Source organism: Streptomyces sp. NPDC017676, from assembly GCF_044329325.1.
Classification (GTDB): Bacteria; Actinomycetota; Actinomycetes; order Streptomycetales; family Streptomycetaceae; genus Streptomyces.
The window spans coordinates 116,541-142,132 of the sequence record NZ_JBIRJA010000019.1 but is presented as its reverse complement, the minus strand read 5'-3'; the positions used below and the strand labels follow the sequence as shown (position 1 = coordinate 142,132).

Below are 25,592 nucleotides of genomic sequence, written 5' to 3'. Positions count from 1 at the left end.
GGCAAGCCCCGACGCGTACCGCCCTGACGGCGGGCCCCGACGCGTACCGCCCTGACGGCAAGCCCCGACGCGTACCGCCCTGACGGCGGGCCCCGGCGCGTACCGCCCTGACGGCGGGCCGTCGGCCACTCGTCGTCGCCCCTCCCCTACCGGGGCCGTCGCAGGTGCAGCCGCTCAACCGCGAGGCGTGCCCGCCTCCGACCACCCACCGTGCGACTCCTTACCCAGGGGGCGCGGAGCGCCCGCCCGCACCCTGGCGCCGCCTGCCCAGGCGCCTCGCCGGCCGCGCCGCATGCCGCTCACCCCCCGCGCGCCCCGCTCCGCAACCCGTCCATGACCAGGTCGAGGAGGCGGGCGGCGCGGGGCTGCCAGTCGTCGTGGGGGTCGAGTTGCCACAGGCCCGCTATGGCGAGGAAGAAGTCGTCCGCGGTGACTCCGGGCCGGATGGTGCCCGCTTCCTCGTTGGCGCGGAGCAGCAGTTCCGCCGCGTGGGCCACCGGGGTGGGGGACGGCTTGGCGGGGCCGCCCGGGGCGCCGGTGACCTGGCGTATCGCGTCGGCCAGTCCGGCCTTGGCCATGGCGAACTCGGCGAGCCGGTCCATCCAGGCGCGCAGGGCCTCGTCGGGTGCCCGGCCGGCGAGCAGGTGTTCCGCGCTGTCCGCGACCTGCCGCATCTCATGGCGGTAGATCTCCAGGACGAGTGATTCGCGGTTGGGGAAGTTGCGATAGAAGGTGCCCTGCCCGACCCCGGCCTTCTTGGCGATCACGCTCAGCGGGGCGTCGGCGCAGTGCGACAGCTCGGTGAGCGCCACCTCCAGGATGCGCTCGCGGTTGCGCTGTGCGTCCGAGCGCCGGGGTGAGTCCTTCTGCTGCGGCACTCGTCCTCCTCATGGCGTGGCCGAACCTCGCCCTTGCTAAGCGGACAAGTGTCCGTTACGTTTCCTGTGAGCGGACAGTTATCCGTTTACGTTCACCATAGCGGCCGAGGCGGCCCCGCGGCAGTCGCCGGTCGCCCTCGCCGGGGTCCCAGCCCCCGGCCCCGCGCACCTTGGCACCCCACCGCCGCCTCGTCCGTCACGACACACATCGCACGACGCACAGATCGCACACGCACACACCGCACGACGCACCACCGGTCGCCGGTCCCCCCGTCTGTCCTGGAAACGCGAAAGAAGCAGCCCATGGCCTCATCGACGTCCAGTGTCATCACCTTGAAGATCAACGGAGAGAAGTACACACTGCCCGTCGACCACCGCACCACCCTGCTCGACGCCCTGCGCGAGCGTCTCGATCTCACCGGCACCAAGAAGGGCTGCGACCAGGGGCAGTGCGGGGCCTGCACGGTCCTGGTGGACGGGCGCCGCTCGGTCGCCTGCCTGCAACTGGCCGTGGCGGCCGAGGGCCGGGAGATCACCACCATCGAAGGCGTGGCCGACGGTGACCGGCTCCATCCCGTGCAGCAGGCCTTCCTCGACCTGGACGGCTTCCAGTGCGGCTACTGCACACCGGGCCAGATCTGCTCGGCGATCGGGATGATCGAGGAACACGCGGCGGGCTGGCCGAGCGCCGTCACCGAGGACGTCCGCCCCGAAGCGGGGCCACCACCCCTGACCGCCGAGGAGATCCGCGAGCGGATGAGCGGAAACCTGTGCCGTTGCGCCGCGTACGTCTCGATCGTCGACGCGGTGGCCCGCGCGGCCGGGGCCCAGCCGGACGAGGGTCGCGCGCACTCCGCGACGGGCGCCGAGGAGGCCGTGGCATGAGGGAGTTCGACTACCAGCGGGCGCACGACGTCGCCGGGGCCGTCGCCCTGCTCGGCGCCGATCCGGACACCCGCTACCTCGGTGGCGGCACCAATCTCGTCGACCTGATGAAGACCGGCGTCGAGCGGCCCGCACGGCTCGTCGACATCCGCGAACTCCCGCTGGACGAGATCGAGACGACACCGCAGGGCGGTCTGCGCATCGGCGCGACCGTCACCAACGGCGACCTGGCCGCACACCCCGAGGTCCGGCGCCGCTACCCGGCGCTCGCCCAGGCGGTGCTGGCCGGTGCCTCCGGGCAGCTCCGCAACATGGCCACGGTCGGCGGGAACCTGCTCCAGCGCACCCGCTGCGGCTACTTCACCGACGTCACCCAGCCCTGCAACAAGCGGGTGCCCGGCAGCGGGTGCCCCGCCATCCAGGGTGAGCACCACAACCACGCGATCCTGGGCGCCTCCGACCACTGCGTGGCCGTACACCCCTCGGACATGGCCGTGGCCCTGACCGCCTTCGACGCCGTGGTCCTGTTCGAGACGGCGGACGGGCCCGGACAGGTGCCGCTCGCCGACTTCTACCTGCCCGTCGGGGACACCCCGCACCGGGAGACCGCCCTGCCGCCGGGCGCGCTGATCACCGGCGTCACGCTGCCGCCCGCCCCGGTCGCCGCCCGCTCCCGCTACCGCAAGGTCCGCGAGCGCGCCTCCTACGCCTTCGCGATCGGCTCCCTCGCCGCCGCGCTCGACGTCCGTGACGGCGTCGTCCGGGACGTGCGCCTGGCCCTCGGCGCCGTGGCCTCCCGTCCGTGGCGGGCCGTCGCGGCCGAGCGGGTCCTGACCGGCGCACCGGCCACCGCCGAGACCTACGCCGCCGCGGCGGACGCCGAGCTGGCCGCGGCACGGCCGCTGCCGCACAACGGGTACAAGGTGGACCTCGTCCGCAACCTCGTGGTGGCCGTCCTGACCGAACTCGCCGAGGAGACCGCACGATGACCGCCGTCACCACCGGAACACCCGCGCAGGCACCCTCCGTGGGCACCGGCCACACCCGTGTCGAGGGCAGGGACAAGGTCACCGGTGCGGCCCGTTACGCGGGCGAGGTGCCCTTCGCCGGCCTCGCCCACGGCTGGCTGGTGCTGTCCACGGTCGCCCGCGGTCGCATCAGCGCCCTCGACACCGAACCCGTCCTCGCCATGCCGGGCGTCCTGGCCGTGCTGGACCACCGCAACGCCCTGCGCCTGGAGACCGACTACACCGGTCTGATGGGCATGCGCCCCGACCCGACCTGCGCGGTCTTCCAGCACGACCGGGTCCCGCACCGGGGCTGGCCGGTGGCACTGGTCGTCGCGGAGACGTCCGAACAGGCCCGGGAGGCCGCCGAGGCCCTCGTCGTGCACTACGAACAGGAGCCGCACGACGTCGCCTTCACCGGCGAGCGCCCGGACGCGTACCCGCTGGACGGCCACATGCCGGCGGTGACGGAGAAGGGCGACCTCGACGCCGCGCTCGCCGCCTCGCCCGTCGTGGTGGACGCCGAGTACACCACCCCGGAAGAGCACCACAACCCGATGGAGCCGCACGCGGCGACCGCCCGCTGGGACGCCGGACAGCTTGAGGTGATCGACTCCAACCAAGGCGTCACGTGGGTCGCCGGCGAGCTCGCGAACCTCTTCTCGCTCGACCCGGCCTCCGTGCGGGTGCGTTCCGAGCACGTCGGCGGCGGCTTCGGCAGCAAGGGCGTGCGCGCCCACCAGGTCGCCGCCGTGATGGCCGCGACCGTGCTGCAGCGGCCCGTGCGGGTCGTCCTGACCCGGCGCCAGATGTTCTCCCTGGCCGGCTACCGCAGCCCCACCACCCAGCGGGTCCGGCTCGGCGCCGACCCCGACGGACGGCTGCGCGCGCTGGAGCACAGCTCCGTCAGCGCCACCTCCACGGTGTACGAGTTCGTCGAGCCGAGCGCCGGGGTGGCGCGGGTGATGTACGACGCCGAGGCCCACCACACCGCCAATCGCCTCATCCGGCTCGACGTGCCGACCCCGACGTTCATGCGCGCCCCGGGCGAGGCACCCGGGTCGTTCGCGCTGGAGGCGGCGCTCGACGAACTCGCCGAGAAGTGCGGGATCGACCCGGTCGAGCTGCGGCTGCGCAACGAACCGGAGAAGGGCCCGGTGTCGGGCCTGCCGTTCGCCGGCCGCAATCTGGCCGCCTGCTTCCGGGAGGGCGCCCGCCGGTTCGGCTGGGCGGACCGGGACCCGCGTCCCGGGATGCGCCGCGAGGGCCGCTGGCTGCTCGGCACCGGCACGGCCGCGGCCTCGTTCCCGGCGGGCGCCGCGCCGTCCACCGCCGCCGCGACCGCGCACCCGGACGGCACCTTCACCGTGCGGATCTCCGCCGCCGACATCGGCACCGGCGCCCGTACCGCGCTCACCCTGGTCGCGGCGGACGCCCTTGGGGTACCGCCGGAGCGGATCCAGATGCGCATCGGGGACAGCGCCTTCGGCCCCGCGATGATCGCCGGCGGCTCCATGGGCACCCGCTCCTGGTCCTGGGCGGTCCGGGCCGCGGCCGGTGAACTGCGCGAACGGCTGGCGCTCGGCACCGACATCCCGCCGGAGGGCGTCACCGTCCGCACGAACACCGCCGAGGCCATCGCGGCCCTGCCGCCCGCCGAACGGCACTCCTTCGGCGCGCAGTTCGCCGAGGTCGCCGTGGACACCGGCACCGGTGAGGTGCGGGTGCGGCGCATGCTCGGCGTCTTCGCGGCGGGCCGGATCGTCAACCCCCTCACCGCCCGCAACCAGCTCCGGGGCGGCATGATCTGGGGCATCTCCATGGCCCTGCACGAGGAGGCCGTCCGGGACCGCGCATCGGGCGGCCATGTCGGCGCCGACCTCGCCGGCTACCACGTGGCCACCCACGCCGACGTGCCCCGCGTCGAGGCGGACTGGATCGACGACACGGACCCGGACGACCCGGTCGGCATCAAGGGCATCGGAGAGGTCGGCATCGTCGGCGCCGCGGCGGCCATCGCCAACGCGGTCTGGCACGCGACCGGCGTACGCCACCGTGCCCTGCCCATCCGGCCCGACCGGATCCTGTCGGCCGCCGCGGGAGCGCCGGATGCTTGACCTGGCCGAGGAGCTGCGCCGCTGGACCGAGGAGGGCCGGGAGTTCGCCGTCGCCACCGTGGTGGCGGTCGGCGGCAGCGCGCCGCGCGGTCCCGGCGCGGCCCTCGCCGTCGACAGCGCGGGCACGGTCATCGGCTCGGTCTCCGGCGGCTGCGTGGAGGGCGCGGTCTACGACCTGTGCCGCGAGGCGCTGCGGACCGGCCGGAGCGTGGTCGAACGGTTCGGGTACAGCGACGAGGACGCCTTCGCCGTGGGCCTGACCTGCGGCGGGACGATCGAGGTGCTGGTCACGCCGGTGGTCGGCGACGCCCCCGTACGGACCGTCCTGCGGCCGGCGCTGTCGGCCGCCTCGCGGGGCGAGCCGGCGGCCCTCGCCCGGGTCGCCCGGGGCCCCGCCGGACTCCTCGGCCGGGCCCTGCTGATCCGGTCCGACGGCACGTCCGAGGGTGGTCTCGGCGGCCGGCCGGAGCTGGACCGGGTGGCGGCGGCGGAGGCCCGTGCCCTGCTGGAGGCGGGCCGCACCGGCACGGTCGAGCTCTCCGCGGAGGGTTCACACTGCCCCGGCGGTGTCACGCTGCTGGTCGAGTCGAACGTGCCGCCCCCGCGCATGATCGTCTTCGGCGCGGTGGACTTCGCGTCGGCGCTGGCCCGGGCCGGCAAGTTCCTCGGCTACCACGTCACCGTCTGCGACGCCCGCCCGGTCTTCGCCACGCCGGACCGGTTCCCGGACGCCGACGAGGTCGTCGTCGACTGGCCGCACCGCTACCTGCGGAGCACCGCGACCGACGCCCGTACGGTCCTGTGCGTGCTCACCCACGACGCGAAGTTCGACGTGCCGCTGCTGAAGGTGGCCCTGCGGATGCCGGTCGCGTTCGTCGGGGCGATGGGTTCGCGCCGCACCCACGAGGACCGCGACCGGCGTCTGCGGGCGGAGGGTCTCACCGAACGGGAGCTGTCCCGGCTCCGCTCACCGATCGGCCTCGACCTCGGCGCCCGCACACCGGAGGAGACCGCCCTGTCCATCACGGCGGAGATCGTCGCCGCGCGGCGGGGCGGGACGGGAGTACCGCTGACCGGCGGGAAGACGCCGATCCATCACGAGAACCGGACCGGGGACGGGCGCGGAGACGGCGGCCGGGCGGCGGTCGCCTGACGAACCTCGGGTACGGCACCCGGCCGGTCAGCGGCGCCCGGTCGCCTGACGAACCTCAGGCACGGCGCCCGACCGGTCAGCGGCGCCCGGTCGCCTGACGGACCTCAGATACGGCGCCGGCCGGTCAGCGGCGCCCGGCACCGGGGCGAGGACCGGTTCGGTGCCGGGGGCGCCACCGGTCGCCTGGTCGATCGTGGAGAGCAGGTCGTAGGACAGGTCCGCGCCGGAAGCGCCGGCACGGACCTGTCCGTGGTGGTGGGCGCCGGTGACCGCGGAGGCGGTGGCCGCCGCGACCACGGGGTTCGGCTCCGCATGCACGGCACCTGGCCCCGTGAAGTCCTTCCGAGGCGCCTGGCCCCGTGAAGCCCTTCCGAAGCGCCTGGTCCCGTAAGGTCCTTCGGGCCCCGGGGGAGGTCAGCGCCACCCCGCCGCGCTCCACGGGACCGGCGGTCGCCCCCGGCGAACAGTCGCGCCCACGAGGGGGAATCCTCAGGACGGCCGCGACGGCTGGAGGCCCTGGAGGAGCAGGGCGACCAGGCGGCGGGGGTCGTAGCGCTGGTCGTCGCCGGAGCCGACGCAGAGGTTGCCGATGCCGCGCATCAGTTCGTACGGCTGGATGCCCGGCCGGATCTCGCCCGCCTCGACCGCCGCGTCGAGCAGTTGCTCGGCGACGGGCAGCAGGCGGTCGAGGAAGTAGGTGTGGAGCGCGGCGAAGCCGCTGCTGTCCGGTTGCGGGGTGTCGGCGAGTCCGTGCTTGGTGACCAGGAAGTCGATGAAGAGGTCGATCCACTGACGCAGCGCCGCGAGCGGCGAGCCGGCGTCGGCCAGCAGGCGCGGGCCCGCTTCGGCGCACTCCTCGACCTGGTGCCGGAAGACGGCGACGACGAGATCGGCGCGGGTCGGGAAGTGCCGGTAGATCGTCCCCATACCGACGCCCGCCCTGGCCGCGATCTCGCGGATCGGCGCGTCGACGCCGGAGGTCACGAACACCTCGGCGGCGGCGGCCAGCAGCTTCTGCTGGTTGCGCACCGCGTCGGCCCGCCTGCCCGCGGCAGGCGCCGGTCCGGTCTGGCCTGAAGTGGACACCGCTCTGTCTCCTCGTCTTCGCCGCCGATAAGCGGAGCAATGTTCCGCATGCACTTGTGAAGCGGAACGCCGTTCCGTATCGTAGCCGTCACCCAAGCGGAACAACGTTCCGTTTTCACTCCGGCCGATGCCGAACACCGAGGAAGGCCGCACCCATGAGCACACCCGACCACGCCACCACCGCCACCCCGCCGACCCCCGTGCTGTCGTACGGCCCGGTGGTGCTGCCCGTACCCGGACGCCCCGTCGACCTCCAGGTGCGCGTCACCGCACCGGCGACCGGGACCGACCTGCCCGTCCTCCTCCTCTCCCACGGGCACGGCAATTCGAACAACCTGTCCTCCCTCAACGGTTACGCGCCGCTCGCCCACCGCTGGGCCGCCTCCGGCCTCGCCGTCGTCCAGCCCACCCACCTCAGCTCCAGGACACTCGCCCACCTGCTCGCCGACGTTCCCGGAGCGCCCTTCTTCTGGCGTTCCCGCGCCGAGGACATGACCCACGTCCTCGACCGCCTCGACGTGATCGAGGACGCCGTACCGCGGCTCGCCGGGCGCCTGGACCACGACAGCGTCGCCGTGGCCGGACACTCGCTCGGCGGCTTCACCGCGAGCCTCCTGCTGGGCGCCCGGCTCACGGACCCCGAGGACGGTCGCGAGGTGCACCTCTTCGAGCCCCGGATCAAACAGGGCGTACTGCTGGCAGCCCCCGGCCGGGGCGGGGACGTCCTGAACGGGCCCATGGCCGAACGGCTGCCGGTCTTCAGGACCCTCGACTTCTCCACCATGACCACGCCCGCGCTGGTCGTCGCCGGGGAGAAGGACGACTCGCGGCACTTCACGGACATGGGTCCGGCCTGGCACGCCGACCCGTACCACCTCGCCCCGGCCCCCAAGACCCTGCTCACCCTGTTCGACGCGGAGCACGGCCTCGGCGGGATCGCCGGGTACGACGCCGCGGAGACGACGGACGAGCACCCCGGACGGGTCGCCGCGCTGGCCCGGCTCACCTCCGCCTACCTGCGCAGCGCGTTCGACCCCGGCGACAGCGCGTGGCGGGACGCACAGGACGCGCTGGCCACCGGCCCGGACGCGTTCGGGCGGCTGGAATCCAAGTAGGCGCACACTCCGGGACTGCTTGCGTTTGCACTTATACCGCGTCCGCAACTATTGTCGACGACCGTAAGGCGTGTGCGCATGGATCGCCCGCGCCTGGAAAGTACACGGTCGCTCTCGGACGACGCGACGAGGGGTACCCGGACGGGACGCCTCGCACCCGGTGAGCGGCGCACCTCCGGAAGGACGGCACAGCCCATGAACGCGATCCCGAACGTGACGCTGAACAACGGCATCGAGATGCCGCAGCTCGGCTTCGGTGTCTTCCAGGTCCCCGACGACGAGACCACGGCGGCGGTCGCCACCGCGCTGGAGGCCGGGTACCGCAGCATCGACACGGCCAACGATCTACGGCAACGAGCGGGGCGTCGGGCGGGCCATCGCGGAGTCCGGCATCCCGCGCGGCGAACTGTTCGTCACCACCAAGCTGTGGAACGAGGACCAGGGCCACGACGCGGCCCTCGCGGCCTTCGACGCCTCCCTCGACAAGCTCGGCCTCGACTACGTCGACCTCTACCTCGTCCACTGGCCCGCCCCGGACCGGGACCTCTACCTCGACACCTGGCGGGCCTTCGAGAAGATCCTCGGCGAGGGCCGCACCCGTGCCATCGGCGTCTCCAACTTCCAGGCGCCCCACCTGGAGCGGCTGCTGGCCGACACCGGCGTGACGCCCGTGGTCAACCAGGTCGAGCTGCACCCCGGCCTCCAGCAGGAGGAACTGCGCGCCTTCCACGAGCGGCACGGCATCGCCACGGAGGCGTGGAGCCCGCTCGCGCAGGGTGCGGTCCTCGGCGACCAGGCGGTGGCGGACCTCGCCTCGAAGTACGGCGTGAGCCCCGCGCAGGTCGTGCTGCGCTGGCACCTCCAGATCGGCAACATCGTGATCCCCAAGTCGGTGACGCCCGAGCGCATCCGGCAGAACCTGGACGTCTTCGGCTTCGAGCTGACCGACGAGGACCTGCGGAGCCTGGCCGCTTCGGACCGGGGCCTGCGGACCGGTCCTGACCCCGACACGTTCAACTGAGCGCCGTACCGCCCCGCCCCCCAACCGAGGAGGTTTCCCGTGCACATCGATCTGACCGGCCGGACCGCGTTGGTCACCGGCTCCACCCAGGGCATCGGCCAGGCCATCGCCGTCGGCCTCGCCCGCGCCGGCGCGCGGGTGGTCGTCAACGGCCGTCGCAGTGAGACCGTCGACAAAGCCGTGCAGGAGGTCCGCGCCGAGGCCGACGGGGCGGACGTCATGGGCGCGGCCGGCGACCTGGCGACCGCGGAGGGCGCCCGTGCCGTGCTCGACGCCGTGCCCGAGGTCGACATCCTCGTCAACAACCTCGGGATCTTCGGCGCCGCCCCGCCGCTGGAGATCGAGGACGCCGAGTGGGTCCGCTACTTCGAGGTCAACGTCCTCTCCGCGGTCCGGTTGATCCGCGCCTGCCTGCCCGGCATGCGGGAACGGGGCTGGGGCCGCGTCGTGAACATCGCGAGCGACTCCGCCGTGGTGATCCCGGCGGAGATGATCCACTACGGCATGACGAAGACGTCCCTGCTGGCGGTCAGCCGCGGTTTCGCCAAGGAAGCCGCCGGCAGCGGTGTCACCGTCAACTCCGTGATCGCCGGGCCGACGCACACCGGCGGTGTCGAGGAGTTCGTCCGGGAACTCGTCGGGGACGAGCCGAGCTGGGACGAGGCGCAGCGCGAGTTCATGGTCAAGTACCGGCCCCAGTCCCTGATCCAGCGGCTCATCGAGCCCGAGGAGATCGCCAACATGGTCGTCTACCTCAGCTCGCCCCATGCCTCCGCCACCACGGGAGGCGCCCTCCGGGTCGACGGCGGCTACGTGGACTCCATCCTGCCCTGACGTCGACATGTGACCTGCCTCACAAACTGTCAACGCCTGCGCTTCTCCGGTGTCTTGAGTACGAGGCCGGCGAGAAGAGAGGCGAGACATGGGTGATCATGCCGACGATCCGGCGACCGAGGCGTTCGTCGAGTACCGGAACCTGTTGTTCACGGTCGCCTACGAGATGCTCGGCTCGGCCGCCGACGCGGAGGACGTCCTCCAGGAGACCTGGCTGCGCTGGGTCGAGGTCGACCTGGCGCGGGTGAGCGACCGGCGCGCCTACCTGGTCCGGATCACGACCCGGCAGGCGCTCAACCGGCTGCGCGCGCTGAAGCGCCGCAGGGAGGCGTACGTCGGCCAGTGGCTGCCCGAGCCGGTGCTCACCGCGCCGGACGTGGCCGAGGACGTCGAGCTGGCCGAGAGCGTGTCGATGGCGATGATGCTCGTCCTCGACCGGCTCTCGCCCACCGAGCGGGCGGTGTTCGTCCTGCGCGAGGTGTTCGACGTCGGCTACTCCGAGATCGCCGAGGCCCTCGGCAAGAGCACCGGCGCCGTCCAGCAGATCGCCCACCGCGCCCGCCGGCACGTCGAGTCGGGCCGCCCTCGTACGGTGGTGTCGCCGGGCGCCACCCGGGCGGCCCTGGAGTCGTTCCGGCGCGCGCTGGAAACCGGGAACCCGCAGGACCTCCTCGACGTGCTCGCCCCGCAGATCGTCCTCGTGAGCGACGGCGGCGGCCTCAAGCGGGCCGCGCTACGGCCGATCGTCGGCGCCGAGAACGTGTTCCGCTTCTACTTCGGCGGCTCCCACGGGAACAGGGGCACGGTCACCTGCGAACCCACCGTGGTCAACGGCGGCCCCGCACTCGTCGTACGCCTCGACGGCGAGCTCGACGGCGTCATGGCCGTCCGCGTCGAGGACGCCCGCATCACCGGCCTCTACTACGTCCGCAACCCGGAGAAGCTGACCCGCATCGCGTCCGAGACGACGCTCACCCTGCGCTGAGCGCGCCGGGCCCACCACCGGGACACCGCCTGTCCGCACAGCACGCACACGAGGGGGACCCACCATGACCGCACGGACGACGGCGGAACACCGCGGCAGCCAAGCGCTCCGCGGCCCCGCCCTCCTGAAGGCCTCGATCGCCCTGCAGACCCTGGCCCTGTTCTTCCAGGCGGCCACCGCCGGGCTGCTGCTGTCCTCCTCCTACGGCGAGACGCTGCACAGCGCCGGTGCCCGCGTGATGTACGGGGCGTCGATGCTGTACGTGCTCGCCGCGGTCCTGGCGTGGCGGCCGGGCGGCGGATCGCCCCGGCCCGTCCTGCACGCCTCCGGCTTCCTCGTCCTCGCCTCGGCGCAGGTCGTCCTGGGCATCGCGCACGTCCCGTCGCTCCATGTCCCCCTGGGCGTCCTCATGTTCGGCCTCAGCACGCTCGCGCTGGGCCAGGCGCTCACCGCCCGCCTGCCGGTGCGCTCCGGCCGCGTGTCGTAACCTCCGGCGGCTGCCGACGGTGCACGACCGGCGCGGCCGGGCCGTGCGCCGGGGCCGCACTCACGGAATTTCCTGTTCCGCCCAGATGACCTTCCCCTCGGGCGTGTACCGGGCTCCCCAGCGATGGGCCAGTCGGGCCACCAGGAACAGGCCCCGGCCGCCCTCGTCCGTGCTGCGGGCGTGCCGCAGCCGTGGGGCGGTGCTGCTGGCGTCGGCGACCTCGCACGTCAGGCGGGCGTCGCGCAGCAGGCGCAGACGGATCGGCGGGGCCGCGTAGCGGATCGCGTTGGTGACCAGCTCGCTGACGATCAGTTCCGTCGTCATGGCCAGGTCCCCGAAGCCCCACACCTCCACCTGGCGGGCGGCGCGGGTCCGGACGTCGGCGACGGCGGCCGGGTCCGCCGGGACGTCCCACGAGGCCACCTGGTCGGAACGTACCGCGTGCGTACGGGCCAGGAGCAGCGCGATGTCGTCGGACTGGGGGCCGGAGACGAGACGCTGGACGGTCGCCCGGCACAGGGTGTCCAGGTCGGTGCCGGGCCGGGCCAGGGCCTCGCCGAGCCGGGCCATGCCCACCTCCATGTCGCGGTCGGCCGCCTCGATCAGTCCGTCGGTGTAGAGGCCGAAGACGCTGTCCGGGGGCAGTTCGATCTCGCCGGTCTCGAATCCGAATCCGCCCAGCCCGAGCGGCGGACCGGCGGGCGGGGTGGGGAAGTCGACGTGTCCGTCCGGGGTGACGAGGACGGGCGGCGGATGGCCGGCCCGGGCCATCGTGCACCGCCGGGTGACAGGGTCGTAGACGGCGTACAGGCAGGTCGCCCCGAGGAACGCGCTCGCGCCGTCGTCGGCCGCCCCCTCGCCGGTCTCCTCCTCGCTGAGCCGGAGCACGAGGTCGTCGAGATGGGCCAGCAGGTCGTCGGGCGGCATCTCCATGTCCGCGAGGGTCTGTACGGCGGTGCGCAACCGGCCCATGCCCGCCGCGGCGGTGATGCCGTGGCCGACCACGTCGCCGACCACGAGTCCCACGCGGGCGCCGGACAGCGGGATCACGTCGAACCAGTCGCCGCCGACCCCGCCGGTCGGGTCCGCGGGCAGATAGTGCGAGGCCACCTCCAGCGCGGTGCCGCCGCTCAGGGCGTGCGGCAGCAGACTGCGCTGGAGCGTGACGGCCGCCATGTGCTCCCGGCTGTAGCGGCGGGCGTTGTCGACGCACAGCGCGGCCCGCGCCACCAGTTCCTGGGCCACCAGGACGTCGTCGGGCTGGAACGAGACGGGGTTGACCGAGCGTACGAACGTGGTGAGGCCGAGGACGGTGTTCCGGGCCCGCATCGGCACGGAGATGAGGGAGTGCAGTCCGAACTCCCGGATGCTGCCGACCCGGTCCGGCTGCTCCGCGATCCAGAGCTCGTCGGACGGGTCGAGCACCGGGACGAGCGTGGGCTCACCCCTGACGAGCATGCCGGGGTCGCGCGGCGGAGGGAGGAAGTCCACCCGGTCGCCGATCCGCGCCACCGCCTCCGGGCAGCCCTCCCGCACCGAGCGCATCCCGGCGCGGCGCATCACCGGCCGCGCCGACGCCGGTCCCGCGTCGGGCAGCCACGCCCCGTGTCCCGCCGTGCTGAGGACGGGTTCCAGCAGGTCGACGACGACGAAGTCGGCGAGGCGGGGCACCGCGAAGTCGGCCAGCTCCTGGGCCGTGCGCACCACGTCCAGCGTCCTGCCGATGCTGGTGCCGGCCTCGTTGACCAGCGACAGCAACTGGCGGGCGTTCCACCGCTCGGTGACGTCCAGGACCATGTAGCAGACGCCGGTGACCGACTCGTCCGCGTCCACCAGCGGGAAGAAGGAGGTGGAGAAGGCGTGCTGGCGGTGGGGGTCGGACCAGCTCCATCCCACGTACTCGTAGTCGGTGACCGGGACCCCGGTCTCCACGACCTTCCGCATCAGCCCTTCGAGGGTGTCGGTCTGGAGCCCGGGCAGCAGCTCGCTCAGCCGGCGCCCGAGCCGCTGTTCCCGGGGCACGCCGCCCAGGCGTTCCAGGGTGTCGTTCAGCCACACGTAGCGCAGCTGCCGGTCCACCACCGCCATGCCGACCGGCGAGCGGGTCAGGAACCCGTCGAGGACCGACTGGCCCACGGACCACCGCTGCCGCCGCTCGCGCGCCGAGAGCAGGAAGCACTCGTCGCCGCGGATGCGGAAGACGGCGGACACCCGGAGGTCGACCTCCATCCGGTGGCCGTCGCGGTGCCGTACGGAGACGAGGCCGCTCCATCCCATGCCGGCCCGGCACCGTTCGGCGATGCCGGCGATGCGCACGGGATCCTCCGGAACGGCCGCCATGCGCGCGGCGGACCGGCCGACAGCCTCCGCCGCCGAGTAGCCGAGCAGTTCCTCGGCGCCCCGGGTCCAGCCGAGCACGATGCCACGGCCGGAGAGCACGACGGCCGCGTCGGAGGACGCGTCGAAGAGGTCGCGCGCGTCGGCGGACGTGGGGGGATCGGAGCCGTTCAGCGCAGGATTCATGGGTTCCGTCCTTTTACATGACTATGGTCCTGCTTGTCTGGTTGATGCGCACGGTCCGGGGGTGGGGCCGCGACCGGGGTTCGCCGACGTGGCCGGGGCATCACGGGGCTGTGTCGCCCGAGAGCAGGACCGGAGGGAGCATGGAAGGAACCGGGTCCGCCCGGGACCGGGGCCTGGGCCGGGCGCCGCCGGCCGGTACAGGAGGCTCAGGGATGACAGCCGAATCCTTCCCGCCCGACGACGATCCGCCCGACGACGATCCGTACGACGCCGAGCCGCCCCGGCGGACCAGCCTGCTGGACGTGCTCAGCGTGGCCGCGCTCGTGCTCGACACCGACGGGCGCATCGTGTTCTGGACCCCGCAGGCCGCGGAGCTGTTCGGCTACTCCGCGGACGAGGCACTCGGCAGACCGGCGGCCCGCCTGATCATCCACCCGGAGCACCTGCAAGCGGTCGTCAAGCTGTTCGCGGACGTCATGGAGACGGGCCGGAGCTGGGCCGGCGCGTTCCCCATCCGGCACAAGGACGGAAGTACGCGCCTGATGGAGTTCCGCAACATGCGGCTGCTCGACGACCTCGGGGACGTCTACGCCCTCGGGCTCGCCGCCGACCACAGTCTGCTCCAGCGCGTCGAGACCGATCTGGCCCTGTGCGAGCGGCTGATCAACCAGTCCCCGATCGGTCTCGCCCTCATGGACCCCGATCTGCGGTATCTGCTGGTCAACCCGGCGCTGGAACGGATCGACGGCATCCCCGCCGAGGACCACCTCGGCCGCCGGCTGCGGGAGACCCTGCCCTTCCCCGACGTCGACACCGTCGAGTCCGCGCTGCGCCAGGTGCTCACCACCGGCACCCCGCTGCTCGACCAGTACCACGTGGGCCGGCCCCGCTCGGACCCCGAGCACGAGCACGCCTGGTCCCTGTCCTTCTACCGCCTGGAGGACCCGAGCGGGCGGGTGCTCGGTGCCGCCACATCCGTCGTCGACGTCACCGAACGGCACCGCGCGGCGGCCGAGGCGGACCGGGCCCGGCGCCGGCTGGCCCTGATCGCCCACGCCTCCACCCGCGTCGGCACCAGCCTGGAGGTGGAGCAGACCGCCGCCGAACTGGCCGAGATCGCCAGCCGGGAACTCGCCGACGTGGTCGCCGTGGACGTACTCGACTCCGCTCTGGCCTGCCGCCGCGTGCGCGAGCCGGCGGGCGGCCCGGAGCTGTTCCGCGCCCTCGCCCTGAGGGCGGCCCACCCCACCGTGGCGCTGTGCGCGGCCGACGCCCCCGGTGACCTCGCCTCCTACGACGGGGACCGCCTGGTCACGCTCTGCGTGCACACCGGCCGGCCGGTCCTGGTGCGACACGTCCGCGAACGCGATCTGCGGCGGATCGCCCGGGACGCCGAGGCCGCCGAGCTGCTCGCGCGCTCCGGTGTGCACTCGTACCTCGCCGTGCCGCTGATCGCCCACGGCGAGGTGCTGGGCGCCCTCGACCTCAAACGCACCCGTACTCCGGACCCGTTCGACGAGGACGACGTCATCCTGGCCGGCGAGCTGGCGAGCCGTGCCGCCATCGCCATCGACAACGCCCGCTGGTTCCAGAGCGTGCGCAACACCGCCCTGACCCTCCAGCGCAGCCTGCTCCCCGACCATCCGCCGCACCACACGGGCCTGGTCCTGGCCTCCCGCTACCAGCCGGCGCAGGCCACCAGCGAGGTGGGCGGCGACTGGTACGACGTCATCCCCCTCACCGGCGACAAGACCGCCCTGGTCGTCGGGGACGTCATGGGCAACGGCATCGACGCCGCCGCCACGATGGGCCGGCTGCGCACCGCCACCTGCGCCTACGCGGACCTGGACCTGGACCCGGGCGAGGTGCTCCAGCACCTGGACAAGATCACCTGCGATCTGGAGCACTACATCGTGACGTGTCTCTACGCCGTGTTCGACCCGCACACGAGACAGTGCCGCATCGCCAACGCGGGACACATGCCGCCCGCGCTGGCCCGCGTCGGCGAGGATCCGAGGCTGCTCGACCTGCCCTCCGGTGCACCGCTCGGCGTCGGCGGCATCCGGTTCGAGACCGCCACGGCCGAGCTGGGCCCCGGCGACCTGCTCGTGCTCTACACCGACGGCCTCGTCGAGACCCGGCAGCACTCGATCGACGACCGCTTGGACACCCTCCTCGGCTTCCTCGACGCACCCGAACGGCCCCTGGAGGAGACCTGCGACCTCCTGCTGCACGGCCTGCGGCACCCCGACGACCACGACGACGTGGCCCTGCTCGTGGCCCGGGCCCTGTAGGCACGGTCCCGACAGGACGCGGCGCGGCGGCACGCTCGGCGTTTCGGCCACCGGCCGTCGCGGGCCCGGTCCTTGCGCGACAAGGGTCGGTGCATCCCGCATGCTCCGACGCGCGGGCGATCCCGGGGATCCGGGCCCGGCCGAAACACATGTGTTCGAAATCCGGGCCCGGTCGTTGACCCTGACGAACCAGCCGCACGACCGTCAGGGGGACCATGTTGACTCCGGCCGGCACACAGGACGAACCGACGTCCGGCACCGGCGCGGCACAGAACGAGGAGTTCCTGTTCCGCGACACGTCCCGGCTCCGCGCGGGCGCGCAGATGACGACCGGCACGATGGCACGGCGGCTGCCCGCGCTGGTCCTGCGCTCGCTGCGGATGGCGTGGCAGGTGGACCGCGCCGCCACGGTGGGGTTGCTCACGTGCCAGGCGGGCACGGGTGTGCTCGCCGCCCTGGGGCTGCTCGCGGTCACCGGGACGATCACCGCGCTGATCTCCTCGGGCGACATCACCGAACGGCTGTGGCAGGCGGCCCCGCAGTTGGCCGTGATCGCCGCGGCGACCGGCCTGCGGGCCCTGCTGGGGATCATCGTGACGTGGCTGACCGGGCGGCTGCGGCCGGTGCTGGCCCGCGCGGCGGAGCTGACGATGATCGAGGCCGCGCTCGGCGCCGAACTGGCGGCGAACAACCAGCCCGGCTACAACGACTTCTACGACATCGCCGACCGCGGCGCCCAGGTCACCCCGGACCTGGTCGACGAGGCGCAGGACGTCCTGGCGGCCACGGCCACCCTCGCCGCCGGAGCGACGGTCCTCACCGTGCTGCACCCGGTCCTGCTGCCGCTGCTGCTCCTGGCGTGTCTGCCGCAGGCCGCCGCGTACGTGCGTGCGGCGCGGGTGGTGTACCTGGCGGGGCTGGAGACCTCCGGGCGGCGCCGGATGCTGCACAAACTCCGCTGGCACATGGCCTACATGGAGTCCAGCGAGGAGATGCGGGCCTGCCTGGCCGGACCGTTCCTGATCGGCCGGTACCGGCGCCTGGCCGCGTCCGTCAACGCGGCGGAGCGCGCAGCCGCGGACACCGGTGCGTGGATGGGGCTGGCCGGCGCGGTCGCCGGCGGTGTGGCGTCCGCCGCGGTGTGGGCCGCGCTGCTGTGGCTCCTGGCCTCCGGCCGCATGGACCTGGCGGCCGGAGGCGGCGCGGTCTTCGCGCTCCAGACGGCGACCGGCTCGGTGCGCGGCATCATCAACGGCGGGGCCCGGCTGGTCCGCACCGGCTGGTACGTGCAGGACTGGCAGAACTTCCTCGACAACGCCCACGGGCAGGCCATGACGGCGTCCCGGGGCACCGGGACGCTGCCCGGGCCGCCGCAGCGGTTCGAGGTCCGTGACGTCAGCTACCGGTACGACGGTGCGCCGAAGGACAGCCTCAGCGGGGTGTCCCTCCGGGTGCGGCGCGGGGAGATCGTGGCGCTCGTCGGGGAGAACGGGTCGGGCAAGTCCACGTTGTCCCGTCTCCTCTGCGGCCTGTTGCTGCCCACGTCCGGCGAGGTGGCCTGGGACCACACGCTCACGGCGGACCTGGAGCCCTGGGAGGCGTGGAAGCACGTGGCGCTGGCCCCGCAGAAGTACACGTATCTGCCGCTGACCCTCCGCGACAACATCACCTTCGGGCAGGGCGACACCACGGACGCCGCCGTCCTCGCGGCCTGTGAGGCGTCCGGGGCGGCCGACATGCTGCCCGGTCTGCGGTCGGGGCTCGACACCCTGTTGACGTCGGAGTGGTTCGGTGGCCAGCAGCTCTCCGGGGGCCAGTGGCAGCGCGTCGTGCTCACGCGGGCGTTCCACCGGCGGGCGGCCCTGCTGGTGATGGACGAGCCCACCGCCGCGCTGGACGCCCGCGCGGAACACCGCGTCTTCTCCGGCCTGCGCGACCTGGCCAAGGACCGCGCCGTCCTCCTGATCACCCACCGCCTCGCCAATGTCGCCGTGGCGGACAGGATCGTGGTCCTCGACCAGGGACGGATCGTCCAGGAGGGGACGTACGCGCACCTCACCCGGGAGCCGGGCCTGTTCCGATCCCTGTGGCGGCTACAGCAGCGCGGCACCGAAGAGCCGCATCCCTGAACCCCTGACCACCGTCGAACCCGCCCTGGGAGCCACCGTGCTGGACATCGAACGCCGGACACTCCTCGCCTGGAACGCCTACGGCACCCATCATCAGGCCCGCGGCACCGAGATCCCCGAGGTCGACCGGCTGTCCTGGGGTTACTGGCCGACCGCCGGCCCCGGCGAGGAAGTCCTCGCCGACCTCACCGGCCGCCGCGTCCTGGACCTCGGTTCGGGCACCGGCAAGTTCCCCGCCCACCTGGCACGCAACGGCGCCCGCGTCGACGCCGTCGAGGGCGCCCGTGCCCAGCACGAGCGAGCGGTCGCCCGTTACAGCGGTCAGCCGGGCCTCCGCCTGATCCACGCCGACGCGGCGGAGTACCTGGGCGGGGCGGAGCCGTACGACGTCGTCTACTCCGTCCACGGCGTGCCGTACATCGACCCGCACCGCCTCCTGCCCGCCCTGGCGGGCGCGCTGGCACCGGGTGGCCGACTCGTCTTCTCGGCCCTGCACACCAGCTCCGCCGGGGACGGTCCGTCGACCTCCGTCACCGCCCGGCCCGAGAGGCTGCCCCTCGCGGGAGGCGGCTCCCTGACCGTTCGGATGTGGGTGCTCACCCCCACCCTCTGGGAAGACCTCCTCGTCGACCACGGCCTCCTCGTCGACCGGATCGACGTCCTCACCGCCCCTGCCGACGACACGCCCCTGGCGTGCACGCTCGTCCGGGCACACCGCCCTGGACCTCGGTTCACCCCCGGAACGGAACCGGGACGCCTGCCGTCCTGAACGGCGCGGGGGCGTCTGCCGTCACAGGACGCCGCCCGCCTCGTCGTGGAAGACCTCCGGCCAGTAGCGGTAGTCGTCCGGGGTCGCGGCGGGGGCGCAGGCGACCGGGTCGGCCGAGGCCAGCACCTCGATCATGGTGTCGGCGAGCTGGTGGTAGAAGTCCTGGGTGAACTCGTGCTCCTTGTCCAGGGCCTGTTCCCGCTGGTGCAGCCAGAGCGTGAAGGCGAGGGTGGAGACGTCGGCGTTGACCGGGACGACGTGGTCGGCGCCGAGCTCGGTGTGGAAGAGGGCACCGGTGCGGCCGTCGAGCAGCAGGTCGAAGTCGTGGACCAGCCCGCCGAGCACCACCAGGTGTTCCGCGTCCGACGGCAGTTGTTCGCCGCCCTCCCACAGGTGGGCGTGCCGGGGGTCGCTCTGTGACTCGGCCCAGTCCTCCGGGAGCGTGACCAGCGGTTCGGCTTCAGGGCCGTAGAACATGAAGCCGTCGCGGGGCAGGCCCGCTTCGGTCAGGAAACGGCGGGTCGGGGTGTGGACGAGGGCCGGCGGCAGCTGGTCGTCGGTGAGCCGCACCATCCCCTCGGCGCCGAACACCCCGTCCAGCAGGCCTTCCGGCAGCTCCAGGGCCAGCCCCCGACCGGGACCTGCGATCAGGCCGAGCGGGCGTATCACCGCGGCGATCCTCCAGAACGCCGGTATCGGCCGGTCCCAGCCGGACCGCGGACCGGCCGGGCCCCAGCCGTCCTCGCCCCACTCCTCCTCGGTGAACACCGAAATCAGCAACCGCTCCCCGTCCCTCACCGCCTCAGGGCCCGTCCTCCCGGCCAGGCCGGCGAACCTGCCGCGCAACCCCCGGAACGCGTCCACCGCGGCCAGGAAGCGGGCCAGCGCGCCGACCGACGGAGCCAGCGGGAACAGTTCCGCGCCGTCCGGCGACTCGGCGTGGAGCCACATGCTGAAGACGCGTCCGGTGACGGCGTCCAGGACGACCTCCTCACCGTCCTCGTCGCCCTCCACGACCAGACGGCCGATCAGCAGCAGTCCGGCGAGGTCCGGATCGAGCTCCGCCGGGTCGCCGCCCAGCACGGCCACATGGTCACGAACCGTCAGCAGCGACGGCTCGGTGAGCGGACGGAAGCTGACCAGACCATGGCCGTCCAGCCGCTCGCCCGGCGCCAGGACCTGGCGTGTCGGTCCATGGACGATCGCCGGATGCGGCGCGTGCTCGGGCATGACGACGCTGGTCTCGGACATGTCTCCCCCGTGTGCTGAGTTCGAGCGACGCCTCCACGATAGGAGCCGCCACTGACAACGGCGGTCCCCCGTGTTTGGCATATGCCTCTGACACAATCCGGACATGTCGAGCCGAGACGCGATCCAGTACGCCCCCGACGCCGGACTGCTCATGGTCCCGGGCGATCCGGCCACGGACCACTCCCCCGCGTTCGCCGTCTTCGACGACTCCGTGCCCGCCCTGCGCGCGTTCGTCCTGAGCCGGCTGCGGAGAGAGAGCGTCAGGCCGGCACCGCCCAAGGCGAAGTGCGACGCTGTCGTACCCGTACGCGTGAGCCTCGTCCCCCGGCCCGACAACGACCACGACACGCGTGCCGTCTCGGTCGCCGCCCCGCCCGAGCACGGCGGGTCCGTTCTCGACCGGCACATGGGCTACCTCCACAGCAGCGCGCTGCACCTCACGAGTGAGAGCATCCGCAGGCTCACCGAGGAGACCGGGACGGAAACGGCTGTCGCTCTCCAGGTCGTAGAGCTCGATCCACCCGTGGCAGCCGACGGGCGGGCACGCGGTCGGTTCGGTACGGGTGCTGCTGCCCGAGCGTGAAATCGTACGAGCCCTCGTGGACGCTTACTTGGCGGAACACCACACGGACCCGGACACGGAGCAGGAGACCCCGGCCGGTGTCGAAGGGGGCCTGCGCCGGGCGCTGGCCGAGCGGTTCGCCATCCGGCTGCGGACCGGTCTGAGCCACCGGGCCGCAGGCGGGGCCTGGGGACGGGAGACCGAGCGGGACCGCGCGCGGCTGCGCCGGGACGCCGAGGCACGGTCGCTCCTGGCGGCCTGGGAGACGTACCGGAACGCGGCCCACGGCTTCCGCGGCCTGCGTGCCGTCACCCGTTCCGTCTTCCACCACACGCGGATCCTCGTGCTCGACGAGTCCGGTGCGGAGGTCGGGCGGTACCACGAGCCGGACGGCCCGCTCACCCTCGTCGACGAGCGACTGCGCGCCGAGGCGCTCGACGCGCTGCGCGCACGGGGTGGACGTGGACGCGCCCGAGGACCCGGCCGCGCTCGGCGGCTTCCCGGACGCGGTGGTCGTCGTGGGCCGGGGCACGTGGTCGATCCGGCTCCCGCAGCCGGGGGTGTCACGGGACGCGCTCGCCGAAGCCGGCTGGTTCGACCGGGACTCGGGGACGCTCACCGTGTACGCGGCGCCGCTCGCCGAGGCGTTGACCGTGCTGCTGCGCCGGCACGGCGTGCGGCCGCTGCTCGTGACCTGGGGCGCGCCGCCCGAGGAGGTGGCGCGGCACAACGCCCGGGCCGCGTTCGCGCCGGGCGCGATCAGCCCGGTCAGCCGCTCCAGCCGGGTGACGGCCGCAGTGCGGCGGCTGGTCCCGGAGCCCCACCGCCGCTGGCTCGACGCGAGGCCCGGCGGCGGGACGGCCACCGCGACGGCCGGGAGCCCGCTGCCGCCGCTCGCCGACGACGCGGCGGAGAACCCGTACTACCGGCGGGCCCTGGAATCGCTGTTCGGGGCCCCCGTGGACCTGGCGGAGCGCGGGCCGTGCCGGCTCTGCGGGCGCTCCGCCCAGTCGGCGCGCCCGGGGCTCTTCTACTGCCACGGCTGCTGCGCCCTGGCGCGACACGGGGTGCTGCGGGACACCGGCGAGGACGGCGCGTGGACGGAGGCGATCGTGTACGCGCTGCGCCGGCTCGCCCGGATCGAGTTCTCCGGGCCGCCGTCCCTCGCCCAACTGGACCGCATCGGCGTCCCGTTCGGGAGTCCCGGCCTGGTCGACGAGGCGATGCTCTGCCGTTTCCTGGTGCCGCGCCCCGCCTCCACGCTGCTGAGCGCGCGGCCGGCGCGTCCGGCCCGCACCTGGACCGAGTGGCTGGCGCACGCGGGGCTCCTCACGGACGGGGTCCGTACGTCGATGGGTACGGCGACCAGGGCGACGGACGGGCATCTGTGCCGTTCCCTGTTCGAACGGCACGTGGACGACTTCCTCCACCACTGGTGCGTGGCCCACGAGCCGGAGCCCGCCTACCCGCGCCACCCGGAACTCAACACGACCGGCCTGCGGGCGGACTGGCGCCTGGCGGACGGCACGTTCGTCGAGGCGCTGGGTCTCCTGACGAAGGAGGCCTACGCCGCGAAGGTCAGACGCAAGCGGGAGCTGGGCCGCCACCACGGCCTGCGCCTCGTCACGGTCACGGCCGAGGACCTGGACCGTCTCCCGGAGGTCTTCGCGGCGTGGCTCCCGAACGGCCCGGCCGAGGGCTGATCCGAGGACTCACCCCTGGCACGGCGACCGCCGTCCTTCGGCCTCCTCCTGGTGGCCTGGCACCCGGAGGAGCAGGACGGGTCGCGGAGTGAGGCGGTCCGCTCCCAGGAGGTGGTCGGGGAGCAGGTCACGGCCGGCCGGGTCGGGCCGCGGCTCGCTGGTGGCGGCCAGGCGGAGGCCGGCGGTGGTGCGGGCGGCGTCGGTCACCACGTGCGGCGGCTCGCGCCAGAACCCCATCAACGTCATTGGGCGAGCAACGACTCCGTTTCCGCCCACAGTTGCCGTTGGACGTCCTCGCCGCGGCCGGGCTCGGGGCACCGCAACGGCCTGGCGTCGCGTACGGAGAAGTAGCCGCCGGTGGTGTGCGCGAACGCCGGATCGGTCGCCAGGCGGACGATGATGCCCGCGCCCCTGCGCGGGTCGCCGACCTTGAGGGCGTTCAGGACGCGCCGCAGCGCGGCGGAGCCGGGCAGGTCGCGGCCGAGACCGGTCGCGTTGAAGCCCGGGTCGCAGCAGTTCACCGTGACCTTCGTGGCGTCCAGGCGCCGGGCCAGTTCCTGGGTCCACATGATGGTCATCAGCTTGGTCCGGCCGTACAGGGCCATGGACGCGCGCCGCGTGTAGGGGGCGGTGTCCCGCAGGTCCGTGGCCGGCGCGATGCTGCCGGCCCTTCGGGACGCCTCGGAGGCGACGTTCACGATCCGCGCCGGACCGGACGCCAGCAGCGTGTCCGTGAGCGCCTGGGTCAGGGCGAACGGGCCGAGGTAGTTGACGGCGGTCATCTCCGCCAGCCCCTCGGCCGTGACGCGCTGGGCGAACGCGTGCAGGCCCGCGTTGTTGACCAGTACGTCCAGCCGCGCACACCGCGCGGCGATCTCCCGGCCGGCCCGGCGGGCCTGTGCGACGACTCCGAGGTCCGCGAGGAAGACGTCGGCCCGCGCGGCACCTCCGGTCGCTTCCCCGATCTCGGCGAGCAGGGCGTCGGCCCTGTGCGGGGACCTCGCCACGATGCCGAGGTCGTAGCCGCGGCGGGCGAGCTCCAGGGCGGCGATCCGGCCCAGCCCGGAGGTCGCGCCAGTGATCACAGCAACGGGACGGGTCACCGTTCCCCCATTCGTGAGGTACCTCATCGATTGTGTGTGGGACGATACCCGACGTCATGAGCAAGCACGAAACAGCGCCGCCCACCAGCCCCGACCCCGCGGACGTGGGCCTGCGGTTCCTGGCCGTCGCCCACCAGGTCCGGACAGCGGTCGATCAGCACATGGCCGCGGCCGGCCTGTCCCTGGCCCGCACCAAGCTGCTCCAGCTCCTCGCCCGGCGCGGCGCGCTCCATCAGGCCGAACTCGCCGAGGCGCTCGGCCAGGCGCCCCGCTCCGTCACGCAGGCCGTCGAAGCCCTCGAACGCCTGGGGCTGGTCACCCGGACCCCCGATCCCGTGGACCGCCGGCGCAAGACCGTCACGCTGACCGAGCAGGGCCACACGGCCCTCGCGGCCGGCGAGCAGGCGGGCGTCCGGATACTCCAGCGCATCTTCGGCGCCCTCGACGCCCGTCAGCTCACACGGCTGGAACGACTCCTCACGGACGCCGACGAGGCCGCCCGGCGCAGCGGCACGCGCTGACTCCTCGGCCCGGCACACGGCGGCCGCGGCCGGCGCCCCGATCGAACCCCGGCACCGGTCCGAGGCGCGACAGGGGCTGGGCGCGCCGAGGCCGCCGCCCAGCCTCCCTCACGGCGACGACGACGGCGCGTCCACGTCGAGGGCCGCCGCGCGGAGGGCCGCCGCCACGCGGGTGACCGGGTCCGCCGGCGGATGGGGCAGCCGGGCCAGGAGCACGCGCCGCTGTTCCTGGGGCCCGCCCCGGACCGGGAGGACGCGGACGCCCGGTGGCGCGGCGGCGGCGAGGGCGGCCGGCACGGTGGTCAGCCCGCAGCCGGCGGCGACGAGGTGCAGCTTGGCGAGCCAGTCGCGCGCGGTGTGGGCGATCTCCGGCCGCTCGTCCAGGCCCGGCCACACACCCATGAGCTGGTCCTCGCCCGAGGACGCCCCCGCGATCCAGCGCTGCCCCCGCAGGTCGGCCACGTCGACGAAGTCGCCGCGGGCCAGCGGATGGCCGGCGGGCACCGCCAGACACAGCGGGCGTTCGGTGAGGGTCCGCACGACGAGCGGGGGCGACTCGGCGTCCGGCGGCCGGAACGGCGGCGCGGACGCGAGCAGGGCCAGGTCGAGGCTGCCGGCCCTGAGGGCGCGCACCAGCGCCGGGGTGCTGCCCTCCCGGCCGACGACCCGAAGACCGGGATCGGTACGGCCCAGTGCCGTCAGCGCGCGCGGCAGCAGGACGGCGCCGGCGCTCGGGAACCAGCCCAGGCGGACCGTCCCCGCCTGCCCGGGCAGGCCCGACAACTCCCTGGCCGTCGCGTCGATCTCGTCCAGCACGACCGTCGCCCGCCGCATCACGACACGGCCGGCCGCGGTGAGCCGTACGCCGTCGCGCCGCCGCTCCAGCAGCTCGGCGCCCGCCGCCCGTTCGAGCGCGGCGATCTGCCGTGACACCGCCGACTGGGTGTAGCCCAGCGACGCGGCTGCCGCGGTGAAGGTCCCCCGTTCGGCGACGGCCCGGAAGACGCGCAGCGCGGTGAGTGACACATCCGTGAAGTCCATGATGTGGCCGCATGCTAGCCGTGTCCGACTTGCGCCGGAATCATGGATGAGGGCGGCCGACTCCTGGATACGGCGTACCGACTCGTGGATCGGCGTACCGACTCAGTTGATGCAGCGTGCTCGGCGCG

22 protein-coding genes and 1 pseudogene are annotated in these 25,592 nt (G+C 73.6%); 15 read left to right on the top strand and 8 right to left on the bottom strand.

Going from position 1 to position 25,592, the window contains the following annotated elements; translation table 11 throughout:
* Positions 1–299: 299 nt before the first annotated feature.
* The gene (locus tag ACH4LD_RS34310; RefSeq protein WP_103810658.1) at positions 300–878 is read right to left on the bottom strand and encodes a TetR/AcrR family transcriptional regulator; all 579 of its coding nucleotides are present in this window, start codon (positions 876–878) and stop codon (positions 300–302) included.
* A 303-nt stretch (positions 879–1,181) separates the two neighbouring features.
* On the opposite strand from ACH4LD_RS34310, the gene ACH4LD_RS34305 reads away from it, so the two are divergent.
* Genes ACH4LD_RS34305 through ACH4LD_RS34290 form a run of 4 tightly spaced genes read left to right on the top strand, consistent with a single transcriptional unit; the run spans position 1,182 to position 6,040 of the window.
* Positions 1,182–1,763, top strand: a complete 582-nt coding sequence (locus tag ACH4LD_RS34305; protein WP_398058033.1) for a (2Fe-2S)-binding protein — start codon at positions 1,182–1,184, stop codon at positions 1,761–1,763.
* Positions 1,760–2,752: an FAD binding domain-containing protein gene (locus ACH4LD_RS34300; RefSeq protein ID WP_398058032.1), complete on the top strand. Its 993-nt coding sequence runs from the start codon at positions 1,760–1,762 to the stop codon at positions 2,750–2,752. The genes ACH4LD_RS34305 and ACH4LD_RS34300 overlap by 4 nt, the downstream gene beginning before the upstream one ends.
* On the top strand, positions 2,749–4,887 hold the full coding sequence (locus ACH4LD_RS34295) for a xanthine dehydrogenase family protein molybdopterin-binding subunit (protein ID WP_398058031.1): 2,139 nt from the start codon (positions 2,749–2,751) through the stop codon (positions 4,885–4,887). Before ACH4LD_RS34300 ends, ACH4LD_RS34295 begins: the two co-directional genes overlap by 4 nt.
* Positions 4,880–6,040, top strand: a complete 1,161-nt coding sequence (locus ACH4LD_RS34290; RefSeq protein ID WP_398058030.1) for an XdhC family protein — start codon at positions 4,880–4,882, stop codon at positions 6,038–6,040. Before ACH4LD_RS34295 ends, ACH4LD_RS34290 begins: the two co-directional genes overlap by 8 nt.
* Before the next feature lie 27 nt (positions 6,041–6,067).
* On the opposite strand, the gene ACH4LD_RS34285 is transcribed toward ACH4LD_RS34290, so the two are convergent.
* Both ACH4LD_RS34285 and ACH4LD_RS34280 read right to left on the bottom strand, forming a co-directional pair.
* Positions 6,068–6,358, bottom strand: coding sequence for a hypothetical protein (locus ACH4LD_RS34285; protein ID WP_398058029.1), 291 nt, complete (start codon positions 6,356–6,358; stop codon positions 6,068–6,070).
* A 171-nt stretch (positions 6,359–6,529) separates the two neighbouring features.
* On the bottom strand, positions 6,530–7,126 hold the full coding sequence (locus tag ACH4LD_RS34280; RefSeq protein ID WP_398058028.1) for a TetR/AcrR family transcriptional regulator: 597 nt from the start codon (positions 7,124–7,126) through the stop codon (positions 6,530–6,532).
* A 155-nt stretch (positions 7,127–7,281) separates the two neighbouring features.
* Between ACH4LD_RS34280 and ACH4LD_RS34275 the strand changes: the two genes are divergently transcribed.
* The 5 genes and pseudogenes from ACH4LD_RS34275 to ACH4LD_RS34255 all read left to right on the top strand — a co-directional run bounded on the left by ACH4LD_RS34275 (position 7,282) and on the right by ACH4LD_RS34255 (position 11,568).
* Positions 7,282–8,241 (top strand): alpha/beta hydrolase family protein, encoded by a 960-nt coding sequence (locus tag ACH4LD_RS34275; RefSeq protein WP_398058027.1) that lies wholly within the window; start codon positions 7,282–7,284, stop codon positions 8,239–8,241.
* Positions 8,242–8,436: 195 nt separating this feature from the next.
* Positions 8,437–9,262, top strand: a pseudogene (locus tag ACH4LD_RS34270) (aldo/keto reductase).
* A gap of 39 nt (positions 9,263–9,301) precedes the next feature.
* Positions 9,302–10,096: an SDR family NAD(P)-dependent oxidoreductase gene (locus tag ACH4LD_RS34265; protein WP_030652645.1), complete on the top strand. Its 795-nt coding sequence runs from the start codon at positions 9,302–9,304 to the stop codon at positions 10,094–10,096.
* Between the two features lie 88 nt (positions 10,097–10,184).
* Positions 10,185–11,081, top strand: a complete 897-nt coding sequence (locus ACH4LD_RS34260; protein WP_030991651.1) for an RNA polymerase sigma-70 factor — start codon at positions 10,185–10,187, stop codon at positions 11,079–11,081.
* Between the two features lie 64 nt (positions 11,082–11,145).
* A complete protein-coding gene (locus tag ACH4LD_RS34255) occupies positions 11,146–11,568 on the top strand; it encodes a hypothetical protein (protein WP_051818799.1) in 423 nt (140 codons plus the stop codon).
* 60 nt (positions 11,569–11,628) lie between these two features.
* On the opposite strand, the gene ACH4LD_RS34250 is transcribed toward ACH4LD_RS34255, so the two are convergent.
* Positions 11,629–14,091, bottom strand: coding sequence for a SpoIIE family protein phosphatase (locus tag ACH4LD_RS34250; protein ID WP_398058026.1), 2,463 nt, complete (start codon positions 14,089–14,091; stop codon positions 11,629–11,631).
* Positions 14,092–14,303: 212 nt separating this feature from the next.
* Here ACH4LD_RS34250 and ACH4LD_RS34245 point away from each other — a divergent pair, with 212 nt between their 5' ends.
* From ACH4LD_RS34245 to ACH4LD_RS34235, 3 genes are all read left to right on the top strand, one after another.
* A complete protein-coding gene (locus ACH4LD_RS34245; RefSeq protein ID WP_398058025.1) occupies positions 14,304–16,385 on the top strand; it encodes a SpoIIE family protein phosphatase in 2,082 nt (693 codons plus the stop codon).
* A gap of 215 nt (positions 16,386–16,600) precedes the next feature.
* On the top strand, positions 16,601–18,514 hold the full coding sequence (locus tag ACH4LD_RS34240; protein ID WP_398058024.1) for an ATP-binding cassette domain-containing protein: 1,914 nt from the start codon (positions 16,601–16,603) through the stop codon (positions 18,512–18,514).
* 37 nt (positions 18,515–18,551) lie between these two features.
* Positions 18,552–19,283 (top strand): class I SAM-dependent methyltransferase, encoded by a 732-nt coding sequence (locus tag ACH4LD_RS34235; RefSeq protein WP_398058023.1) that lies wholly within the window; start codon positions 18,552–18,554, stop codon positions 19,281–19,283.
* Between the two features lie 21 nt (positions 19,284–19,304).
* Here the strand turns inward: ACH4LD_RS34235 and ACH4LD_RS34230 are convergent, their stop codons facing one another.
* Positions 19,305–20,534: an SUKH-4 family immunity protein gene (locus ACH4LD_RS34230; RefSeq protein WP_398058022.1), complete on the bottom strand. Its 1,230-nt coding sequence runs from the start codon at positions 20,532–20,534 to the stop codon at positions 19,305–19,307.
* Positions 20,535–20,637: 103 nt separating this feature from the next.
* On the opposite strand from ACH4LD_RS34230, the gene ACH4LD_RS34225 reads away from it, so the two are divergent.
* Positions 20,638–21,117 (top strand): hypothetical protein, encoded by a 480-nt coding sequence (locus ACH4LD_RS34225; RefSeq protein ID WP_398058021.1) that lies wholly within the window; start codon positions 20,638–20,640, stop codon positions 21,115–21,117.
* A gap of 440 nt (positions 21,118–21,557) precedes the next feature.
* Positions 21,558–22,799 (top strand): hypothetical protein, encoded by a 1,242-nt coding sequence (locus ACH4LD_RS34220; RefSeq protein WP_398058020.1) that lies wholly within the window; start codon positions 21,558–21,560, stop codon positions 22,797–22,799.
* A gap of 9 nt (positions 22,800–22,808) precedes the next feature.
* On the opposite strand, the gene ACH4LD_RS34215 is transcribed toward ACH4LD_RS34220, so the two are convergent.
* Both ACH4LD_RS34215 and ACH4LD_RS34210 read right to left on the bottom strand, forming a co-directional pair.
* Positions 22,809–23,045, bottom strand: a complete 237-nt coding sequence (locus ACH4LD_RS34215) for a hypothetical protein (protein WP_398058019.1) — start codon at positions 23,043–23,045, stop codon at positions 22,809–22,811.
* Positions 23,042–23,902 carry an SDR family NAD(P)-dependent oxidoreductase gene (locus ACH4LD_RS34210; RefSeq protein WP_398058018.1) on the bottom strand — a complete coding sequence of 287 codons (861 nt, stop codon included), beginning with the start codon at positions 23,900–23,902 and terminating at the stop codon, positions 23,042–23,044. The genes ACH4LD_RS34215 and ACH4LD_RS34210 overlap by 4 nt, the downstream gene beginning before the upstream one ends.
* A gap of 56 nt (positions 23,903–23,958) precedes the next feature.
* Here ACH4LD_RS34210 and ACH4LD_RS34205 point away from each other — a divergent pair, with 56 nt between their 5' ends.
* Positions 23,959–24,423 (top strand): MarR family winged helix-turn-helix transcriptional regulator, encoded by a 465-nt coding sequence (locus ACH4LD_RS34205; protein ID WP_398058017.1) that lies wholly within the window; start codon positions 23,959–23,961, stop codon positions 24,421–24,423.
* Between the two features lie 108 nt (positions 24,424–24,531).
* Here ACH4LD_RS34205 and ACH4LD_RS34200 read toward each other — a convergent pair whose 3' ends face one another.
* The gene (locus tag ACH4LD_RS34200; protein WP_398058016.1) at positions 24,532–25,464 is read right to left on the bottom strand and encodes a LysR family transcriptional regulator; all 933 of its coding nucleotides are present in this window, start codon (positions 25,462–25,464) and stop codon (positions 24,532–24,534) included.
* Between the last annotated feature and the right edge of the window lie 128 nt (positions 25,465–25,592).

Bases quoted from the DNA above. Each gene is read 5' to 3' on its own strand.
- ACH4LD_RS34305 (WP_398058033.1), top strand. From the start codon at position 1,182: ATGGCCTCATCGACGTCCAGTGTCATCACCTTGAAGATCAACGGAGAG.
- ACH4LD_RS34300 (WP_398058032.1), top strand. From the start codon at position 1,760: ATGAGGGAGTTCGACTACCAGCGGGCGCACGACGTCGCCGGGGCCGTC.
- ACH4LD_RS34295 (WP_398058031.1), top strand. From the start codon at position 2,749: ATGACCGCCGTCACCACCGGAACACCCGCGCAGGCACCCTCCGTGGGC.
- ACH4LD_RS34290 (WP_398058030.1), top strand. From the start codon at position 4,880: ATGCTTGACCTGGCCGAGGAGCTGCGCCGCTGGACCGAGGAGGGCCGG.
- ACH4LD_RS34275 (WP_398058027.1), top strand. From the start codon at position 7,282: ATGAGCACACCCGACCACGCCACCACCGCCACCCCGCCGACCCCCGTG.
- ACH4LD_RS34260 (WP_030991651.1), top strand. From the start codon at position 10,185: ATGGGTGATCATGCCGACGATCCGGCGACCGAGGCGTTCGTCGAGTAC.
- ACH4LD_RS34255 (WP_051818799.1), top strand. From the start codon at position 11,146: ATGACCGCACGGACGACGGCGGAACACCGCGGCAGCCAAGCGCTCCGC.
- ACH4LD_RS34250 (WP_398058026.1), bottom strand. From the start codon at position 14,091: ATGAATCCTGCGCTGAACGGCTCCGATCCCCCCACGTCCGCCGACGCG.
- ACH4LD_RS34245 (WP_398058025.1), top strand. From the start codon at position 14,304: ATGACAGCCGAATCCTTCCCGCCCGACGACGATCCGCCCGACGACGAT.
- ACH4LD_RS34240 (WP_398058024.1), top strand. From the start codon at position 16,601: ATGTTGACTCCGGCCGGCACACAGGACGAACCGACGTCCGGCACCGGC.
- ACH4LD_RS34230 (WP_398058022.1), bottom strand. From the start codon at position 20,534: ATGTCCGAGACCAGCGTCGTCATGCCCGAGCACGCGCCGCATCCGGCG.
- ACH4LD_RS34225 (WP_398058021.1), top strand. From the start codon at position 20,638: ATGTCGAGCCGAGACGCGATCCAGTACGCCCCCGACGCCGGACTGCTC.
- ACH4LD_RS34215 (WP_398058019.1), bottom strand. From the start codon at position 23,045: ATGACGTTGATGGGGTTCTGGCGCGAGCCGCCGCACGTGGTGACCGAC.
- ACH4LD_RS34205 (WP_398058017.1), top strand. From the start codon at position 23,959: ATGAGCAAGCACGAAACAGCGCCGCCCACCAGCCCCGACCCCGCGGAC.
- ACH4LD_RS34200 (WP_398058016.1), bottom strand. From the start codon at position 25,464: ATGGACTTCACGGATGTGTCACTCACCGCGCTGCGCGTCTTCCGGGCC.